This window comes from Chitinophagaceae bacterium, from assembly GCA_007695095.1.
Taxonomy (GTDB): domain Bacteria; phylum Bacteroidota; class Bacteroidia; order Chitinophagales; family REEL01; genus REEL01.
Genome location: REEL01000128.1, coordinates 36,409 through 42,702, shown reverse-complemented (window position 1 = coordinate 42,702; position 6,294 = coordinate 36,409). Strand labels below are relative to the sequence as shown.

Below are 6,294 nucleotides of genomic sequence, written 5' to 3'. Positions count from 1 at the left end.
AATAAGACCAACCACGGCGGGAAAAAACAACAACGTGAATCACATTGTAGAGACGCAATGCATTGCGTCTCTACACAATCCCACGCGTTCCCCGCATCATCGAATCCGGCAAAAAATCAATTTGGTCCACAATCAAAAAATTTGGCATCCATTGTTCGTGGATTCAAATCGGCCGTAGCAATACAAGCGAGAATTATTGAACCTGATTTCGCATGGCAATCCCGATTTCATGACCACATTATTCGCGATAAAACATCCTATTATCGTATTGCACAATACATAAAAAACAACCCCGCTAATTGGGCAGAGGATAGATTTAACCCTTCTAATCAAAATAGCAAATAAATAAAAAGATAGGAATGAAATAGGACTGAATGATGAATATCAATTCATTCTTTGGCTGTGTTTTCTAAAAAAAATATTATTTTGGCTTTTCTTTAGAAAAAATGTATTGAGACAAAAATCGTTAAATAAACCTGATGAATCTGAACACTAAAATCATCATCAAATGACAACAATATACTGCTCGCATAAACTCAAAGATTTTATCGGTCCCAAGAACATTAAAGTGATTGATTCACCCGAAGAAAACCCATGGGGAGACTGGAATGCGCATTTGTTTTTCCTGAACCGTAGGAAAAATCTGATTTTCGTGAATAACAAATCCTATTACTGCTTAATCATTCAGGATATCAAAAAGGCTGATTTGAAAGATTTTGAAAGCTTATTTGTGAATCGTTTAATTGAACAATTACAATTTGATAAAATTATTAAACCGGATGATGCATTGGTGGTTTTTCAAAAATTGTTGCCCCTAACATTAACTAAAACAAACAATGATAAAAAAGCAATAGGGACAATGAATGAATATGTATATATTTTCAAATTACATGATACACATCCGCCTTCACAAGGCAAACCATTAAAGCTGATTAACCATCACATTAATAACACCCCAATGAGTGCAGGTAAGCAAGAAAAAGAACGCTATGCTTATCCTATAGAAGATATGAAAGAGTTAATGAAAGACTTTAGATAATTTTTACTTTGAATAGCTTTACACATAGTAAATAAGTTTCTATTTATATAGATTATTCCTACTTCCCGTCCATCTGAATATTTGGAGCTGTAATAACCAAATTTAGTAAAGGATTTTTTATAAAACAACCGGAATTCAAGCTCTTTAAAAATAGCGGTATATAATTTAAAAAATAATATTATATTTGAAATCTATTAGATGAACTGATTTTATAAAAGAATTCAATCTTTCAACCAAACTATCCATGACACTATTTAATATTATAATGATTGCCCACATTTTTTTTGGAGGCATAAGTTTGGTGATCGGTCTGTTTATTTTGCTAATCAAAAAAGGTGATAAAAGACATAAATCTATTGGGAATATTTTTTTCTATGCAATGATATTAACGGTTTTTTCGGCTTTTATAATGACGTATTTACGTCCAAACTACTTTCTGTTTATAGTGGGTGTTTTTACAGCATATATGCTTTTGAGCGGTAAAAGATATTTGAAAAAGAAGAAAATTACGGATGTAAAACACATTGATTGGCTGCTGACTTTTATAATGCTTTTATTCGGTGCAGCTTTCATTGCTTTTGGCTTCTACCTTGTTTTCAAATCTAACTTTTTTGGAATTGTATTTTTGGTATTTGGAGTTATTAGTTTAGTTTTTGTTTATCAGGATTATTTAAATTTTAAGGGCAAAGCAGGTGTAAAAAATTATTGGTTAGTAACGCACTTTCAGAGAATGATTGGAAGTTACATCGCAACTATCACTGCTTTTTTGGTCGTAAACAATACATTTTTACCCGGAGTGATTGCCTGGTTATTGCCAACTGCTATTTTGGTTCCGTTAATTATCTTTTGGTCTCGAAAATATGAGATAAAGCATAAAAAGTTGAAGTGAAACGAACTAAAAATTATGTGTAATGCATAGATTTTGAGAAATAAATAAAGTAAATTTTATGCCAAAAATAAGATTTGCTTTTTGAATATATGTGTTTTTATTTTATATTTGGTGTGTATTATGGAATATGATGATGCTAAATCAGAAAATTTACATCAATTGATGAAAGTTTCTGTACAATTATTTGATAATGGAAGATCAAGTATACATACCACGTGAAAAACCGCTTAAAAATGCGGTGCAATTGTTTTGGGAGATAAACCGAAAGAACACCGGTCTTAGTAAAGAGGTTATCGTACCAAAAGGGATAGTTGAAATTGTATTTAACTTTTCATCTGAAGTAGCATTCAATTCTCAACTTTATAATGAAACTTTTAAAATTCCAAAATGCTTTATTCAAGGCTATCACACTTGTCCGATAACCCTTGATTTACCGGATAGTCAATCTTTGTTTGGAGTAGTGTTGCAAGCAACAGCAACAAGAAGCCTGTTTCAGGTACCTGCCGGAGAATTTGCAAGGCAATGTATTGACCTGACTCTGGTAGACCCTGCATTTAATACTTTATGGCATCAACTTGCAGAGAAAGAAACTTTTCAGGAAAGAACAATTTATTTTTCTGACTGGCTGTTCAAGCGCCTAAGTTCTTTGACTGATTTTGAACTTGCAATTAATGAATTGCTCTGCATGCAGGTAAATAAAACTTTAGATGTGCCGACTTTGTCAGATTGGCTCTGTTATTCGCCACGTCATTTGTCACGGATTTTTTACGGACTAACCGGAATGAATACTGAAAATACACTGCTTTATTTGAAGTATCGAAAAGCATTAGATCTCATTCATTACTCAAATTTATCACTTACCCGGATTGCCTATGCCTGCGAATTTTCAGATCAATCGCATTTTATTAAGACTTTTAAAAGATTTACATCAATTACACCCAAAGCCTACCAAAGCAAGAAAAGTAATGTTGCAGGTCATCTTTTTGAATATGTCCGTTAAATACAATTTTTAAAGGGCAGAATATTTTTTTTTTGTATTGTTTGTTAAAATTAAAAAGCAAAATATATGAGTAATTCAAAATCTACTCGCTTTAAAATCGGGTTTATCCTCTTTTCAATATCACTGATGGCTTTTAGTGCAGTTATGGGAGGCAATATTTATCAGATTATTGCTGAAGTGCCAAACTGGTCTGCTGACATTCCCAACTCGCTGATTGCTTATAGGGAGTTTTTCCATGTAACACATCCGGGATTTTTCTTTCAGACACTGGTGCCTTTAACTGTTTTAAGTTTAATCACTTCAATTATTTTATTGAGAAACAGGCCAAAATCTGCTAACAAGTGGATGTTGATTGCCCTTGCCGGAGTTGTTTTGACAGAAGTATTTACCTTAACTTACTTTTTACCCAAAAACTTTGTTTTGTTTTTAGATCCGCTTGAAGACATACCTGTAGAACAATTGGGAATAACCGGTGAACTTTGGCAGACAGCAAACTACCTGAGAATGGCAATTGTTTTAGCTACTATGATTGTCTTTTTAAAAACCTATCAAATTATTAGTAGCTCCGGAGGCGAAAAAGTATCTTAATTTTAAAATATTTTACTTATCTTTGGCGTTAGTAACGCGATACAGTATTATGATTATTTCTTTTGGTTCCAAGAAAACAGAGAACATTTGGAATGGATACCGCGTAAAAAAAATACCGGTTAATATTCAAAATGTAGGAAGGCGGAAATTGAGAATGTTGAACAATTCACAGAATATTGTTGACTTGCGCATTCCACCGTCTAACCGACTGGAAAAACTTACAGGTAATCTAAAAGATTTTTATAGCATTCGTATTAGTAAACAATGGAGAATCATTTTTAAATGGGATAATGGAAATGCAAAAGAAGTTGAAATAACTGATTATCATTAAAAGAATTAAAAAATGAAAAAGTTAGCAAACGTACATCCGGGAGAAGTCCTTTACTATGAATTTCTTGAACCGCTTGAAATTACAGCGTACCGGCTTTCGAAAGAATTGAATATACCACAAACAAGAATTTCAGAAATTATTAAGGGTAAACGAAGAATTACAGCGGACACTGCCCTTCGGCTGAGCAAATATTTTGGCAATTCAGCAAAGTTTTGGCTTGGATTACAAGATGATTATGACATTGAAGAAGAAAAAGCGGAGAAAAAAAATGAATTAGATAAAATTAATGTGTTCGAAAATAAAAATGTAGCCTGAGGATGTTTTTCAAAATCCCTAAATTTAAAAGCAAAATACTCACTGCCGCTTTCTCTAAAAAACCCCTAATATTTCCATTATATCGGAAATATTTGTACTAATTTTTCCATTATACCGGAAAAATTCATGCTTTTGTGCACGATACTTTTAAAAAGTGGTGAAACTTTATAGGTTGTTGAAAAGCCGTTAATCACTTTCTGCCGGTTTAGATTACCTGTCCTTTAGTCAAACCTAAAAGAATTTATTCTATTTATTTCATTCCGACTAAAGCCATTTTTCTTTTTCGTATCATACTTTCATTACAGGATAAGGTACAAAATCTGTTTCTCCGGGGACTTTCGGAAAACGCTGCTCCTTCCAGTCTTCAATCGCTTGTTTTAAGCGTTCTTTGTTGGAGGAAACAAAATTCCAGTTAATAAACCGCTCTTCGGGAAAAGGTTCTCCACCGAAAATATAAACCGTTGAATTTTCGCTGATTTCAAAAGCACACAACTTACTGTCTTTTGCTACCAGTATTTGTTTTGGCCCGTATGCATGCCCATCACTTTTTATACTGCCTTCAAGAATGTACAAGGCACTTTCTCCAAACAAGCCGTCACCGAGATTCAGCGCTTGAGCAGCTTTACTTTTGATTTCAATAAAATATAAAGCACTGTGTACCGGTACAGGGGATTTTTTGCCAAAAGCCTCTCCTGCTATCAATTTGATTTGAACACCATCTTTTTCCCAATGCGGAATATACTGAGCAGGAATATGTGAAAATGTGGGATCTGATTCTTCCAACTCTTTAGGTAATGCAACCCAGATTTGCAGTCCGTGTAATCGTTTTTCTGTTTTCCTGAGTGATTCCGGTGTCCGCTCGGAATGTACTACGCCTTTTCCGGCTGTCATCCAGTTTACGGCACCGGGTTGAATCTCCACAACAGACCCGATGCTGTCGCGATGCATCATGGCTCCTTCAAAAAGATACGTGAGTGTTGAAAGCCCGACATGCGGATGCGGCGGGACATCCAGATTTTCAAAATCCTTCAGTTCTGCCGGCCCCATGTGGTCAATGAAAACAAAAGGACCTACTGCTCGTTTCTGACGGAAAGGCAATAACCTGCCAACCATGAAATTGCCGATATCCGCAGCCCGTTCTTCTATAATGAGTGAAATGTTTGACATGTTGTTAGATTTAATTTTAAAGTGCTGACAATGGTGGAACTGTTAACTTTTTCACCGGCCAATCTGCAAGAGAAGCTCCTGCCTGATAGGCTGATTCCAGAAAATCCAATAAATCAACTCTTGGGTTTGAAGATTTTAATAAATCACTATATCGCAGAATTGCCATTGGACTTCCGTTACTGTCAATCCATTCAGCTTTTTCGGGTAAAAGGTTTTGCTTTTCTATACCTTCCGGCGATGGATAAGTATATGAATAAAATGCAGGCTCTTGCATATTGTCATCTCCTGCCCAAAAACCAAAACTGATACATTCATGTGAGTATGCGTCTTTATCAGAAAGTCTTGCCGATTCCGGCATTTTAGGTGCTTCTTTTCCGGAAAATCGTGTAACAGCGAGATCCATAGAGTGCCAGTATAAATGAACCGGACAGGTTTTGCCATAAAACCGGCCACTGAACTCCTTAAATACACCATCAATCCATAAAAAAGCCTTCCACAAATCTTTAGAGTATTCCTTGTTATAATGCTTGTATTCAGTAATCTCACTAAATTTTTTAGTTACAGGCATGTCATAAGGCTTATCATGTATATCAAACTGTATATCGAGTTGATTCAAAAAAGCTTTATATTGATTGTAAAAATCAGCAATAGTCATTCCTTCGGTTAATTCAATAAACATGTTTTCGCCTGTGCTTTTAAAAATTTCTATCTGATGAGTATGAATATTTAAAGAGATAGTAAATGTATTCAAGCCATCTTCTGTAAATACAGGTCCTGTAGTAAAACCCCTGCTGTCAGCATATAAGGTAACATACCACCAGTGATTCTTTCTGTGTGAATAACTTAATCTTGTTTTCCCTATAATTTGAAAAAACAGGTGGAGCGTTAATTTGCTTTTTTCAAAGCCTTTGTAAGATAATTTCGGTAGTTTAATATTGTTTTGCATGATTTTAGATTAAATTAAT

9 protein-coding genes are annotated in these 6,294 nt (G+C 34.5%); 7 read left to right on the top strand and 2 right to left on the bottom strand.

The genetic code is table 11. The features are described from left to right. The 7 genes from EA412_10345 to higA all read left to right on the top strand — a co-directional run. On the top strand, nt 1-345 hold a 345-nt coding region (locus tag EA412_10345; GenBank protein ID TVR77748.1), incomplete at its 5' end, for a hypothetical protein. Nucleotides 346-568: 223 nt separating this feature from the next. Continuing rightward, nucleotides 569-1,039: a hypothetical protein gene (locus tag EA412_10340; protein ID TVR77747.1), complete on the top strand. Its 471-nt coding sequence runs from the start codon at nt 569-571 to the stop codon at nt 1,037-1,039. 265 nt (nt 1,040-1,304) lie between these two features. Then, nucleotides 1,305-1,928, top strand: coding sequence for a DUF2306 domain-containing protein (locus EA412_10335; GenBank protein TVR77746.1), 624 nt, complete (start codon nt 1,305-1,307; stop codon nt 1,926-1,928). 190 nt (nt 1,929-2,118) lie between these two features. Then, complete coding sequence (locus EA412_10330; protein ID TVR77745.1) at nt 2,119-2,928, top strand: AraC family transcriptional regulator; 810 nt, start codon at nt 2,119-2,121, stop codon at nt 2,926-2,928. Between the two features lie 66 nt (nt 2,929-2,994). Further along, a complete protein-coding gene (locus tag EA412_10325) occupies nt 2,995-3,516 on the top strand; it encodes a DUF1772 domain-containing protein (GenBank protein TVR77744.1) in 522 nt (173 codons plus the stop codon). A gap of 49 nt (nt 3,517-3,565) precedes the next feature. Further along, on the top strand, nt 3,566-3,847 hold the full coding sequence (locus EA412_10320) for a plasmid maintenance system killer family protein (protein TVR77743.1): 282 nt from the start codon (nt 3,566-3,568) through the stop codon (nt 3,845-3,847). A 12-nt stretch (nt 3,848-3,859) separates the two neighbouring features. Next, the gene (higA, locus tag EA412_10315; GenBank protein TVR77742.1) at nt 3,860-4,162 is read left to right on the top strand and encodes an addiction module antidote protein, HigA family; all 303 of its coding nucleotides are present in this window, start codon (nt 3,860-3,862) and stop codon (nt 4,160-4,162) included. 288 nt (nt 4,163-4,450) lie between these two features. Here the strand turns inward: higA and EA412_10310 are convergent, their stop codons facing one another. Together EA412_10310 and EA412_10305 are read right to left on the bottom strand one after the other, a co-directional pair. Next, nucleotides 4,451-5,329, bottom strand: a complete 879-nt coding sequence (locus EA412_10310) for a pirin family protein (protein TVR77741.1) — start codon at nt 5,327-5,329, stop codon at nt 4,451-4,453. 16 nt (nt 5,330-5,345) lie between these two features. Beyond that, complete coding sequence (locus tag EA412_10305; protein TVR77740.1) at nt 5,346-6,275, bottom strand: hypothetical protein; 930 nt, start codon at nt 6,273-6,275, stop codon at nt 5,346-5,348. Between the last annotated feature and the right edge of the window lie 19 nt (nt 6,276-6,294).

Bases quoted from the DNA above. Each gene is read 5' to 3' on its own strand.
- EA412_10330 (TVR77745.1), top strand. From the start codon at position 2,119: ATGGAAGATCAAGTATACATACCACGTGAAAAACCGCTTAAAAATGCG.
- EA412_10310 (TVR77741.1), bottom strand. From the start codon at position 5,329: ATGTCAAACATTTCACTCATTATAGAAGAACGGGCTGCGGATATCGGC.
- EA412_10325 (TVR77744.1), top strand. From the start codon at position 2,995: ATGAGTAATTCAAAATCTACTCGCTTTAAAATCGGGTTTATCCTCTTT.
- EA412_10320 (TVR77743.1), top strand. From the start codon at position 3,566: ATGATTATTTCTTTTGGTTCCAAGAAAACAGAGAACATTTGGAATGGA.
- EA412_10335 (TVR77746.1), top strand. From the start codon at position 1,305: ATGATTGCCCACATTTTTTTTGGAGGCATAAGTTTGGTGATCGGTCTG.
- EA412_10305 (TVR77740.1), bottom strand. From the start codon at position 6,275: ATGCAAAACAATATTAAACTACCGAAATTATCTTACAAAGGCTTTGAA.
- higA (TVR77742.1), top strand. From the start codon at position 3,860: ATGAAAAAGTTAGCAAACGTACATCCGGGAGAAGTCCTTTACTATGAA.